Origin of the sequence: Pseudoduganella buxea, assembly GCF_009720835.1 — a bacterium.
In the GTDB taxonomy this organism is placed as follows: domain Bacteria; phylum Pseudomonadota; class Gammaproteobacteria; order Burkholderiales; family Burkholderiaceae_D; genus Rugamonas; species Rugamonas buxea.
The window spans coordinates 1-995 of the sequence record NZ_WNKZ01000224.1; the positions used below are offsets into that span (position 1 = coordinate 1).

The 995-nt window shown below is 72.1% G+C and carries 1 protein-coding gene and 1 pseudogene; both read left to right on the forward strand.

The genetic code is table 11. The annotated features are described in order from the left end of the window. Positions 1 to 172: 172 nt before the first annotated feature. Entirely contained in the window at positions 173 to 649 is a 477-nt protein-coding gene (gene rimI / locus GM672_RS27710; protein ID WP_155473697.1) for a ribosomal protein S18-alanine N-acetyltransferase, read from the forward strand. Next, positions 646 to 995: pseudogene (locus tag GM672_RS27715) on the forward strand (hypothetical protein); the annotation flags it as partial. The gene rimI and the pseudogene GM672_RS27715, both read left to right, overlap by 4 nt.

The window sequence follows — 995 nt, forward strand, 5'->3', positions numbered from 1 at the left end:
TGGCCCGGCTGGGCGCGGCCGCGCTGGCGGCGGGGCAGGGCGTTCCGGCCGGCGAGGCGCAGCCCCTGTACCTGCGCAACAAGGTGGCGTACACGAAGGCGGAACGGGCCGATATCAACGAGGCGGCTGCAATTGCTGCCACCGCGGCGGCCGCTGCGGCGGGGGCGGCGGCATGAGCCGCGCGCCCCAATGGGACCTGGCCCGGCTGGTCTACGAGCCGATGACGCCGGCGGACCTGGCCGAAGTGGTGGCGCTGGAGCAGAGCGTCTATCCGCATCCGTGGTCGCGCGCCAATTTTGCCGACTCCCTGAAGAACGGCTACCAGGCCTGGGTGCTGCGCGACCAGGCCCGCCAGTTGCTCGGTTATTTCCTCGTGCTTGCCGTCGTCGACGAGGCCCACCTGCTGAACGTGGCCGTGGCCGCGCCGTGGCAGGGCAAGGGCCTGGGCCGCTTCCTGCTGAACCAGTCGGTGGCCTGCGCGCGGGGGCTGGGCATGGAATCGATGCTGCTGGAAGTGCGCCCGTCCAACGAGCGCGCGCTGGCCATCTACCGCCGCTACGGCTTCACGGAAATCGGCCGGCGCAAGGGTTACTATCCGGCCGCCAACGGCACCCGCGAGGACGCCATCGTCATGCGGATCGCGCTATGAACCTGTCGCAGCGCAGCACCGTGTTCCTGGACGCGATGGGCGTCGGCCCGCAATGGCTGCTGCGCGCGCGAGGCGCGGCGCAAGCGGTGGAGGAGGTCATCGACGAAGAGGCGCAGGCCGCCGTGATGCCGGAAACGGCGCCAGTGCAGGAAGCGCCCGTGGCGCCGCCGGCACCGGCCGCGCCATCGACGGAGACGGCCTGGTTCGACAATGCACCGCCGGCGCCATCGACGGCACCGGCCTTGAAGCAGCCGGCCAAGAAGGTCACGCCGGTGCAGCGCGACGCGCCGCCGCCGGCCGAGGATACGTCGTGGTTCGACGCCGTGCCTGCCGCCGCGCCGCCTGC

Coding starts and splice junctions, on each gene's coding strand:
- rimI (WP_155473697.1), top strand. CDS start 173: ATGAGCCGCGCGCCCCAATGGGACCTGGCCCGGCTGGTCTACGAGCCG.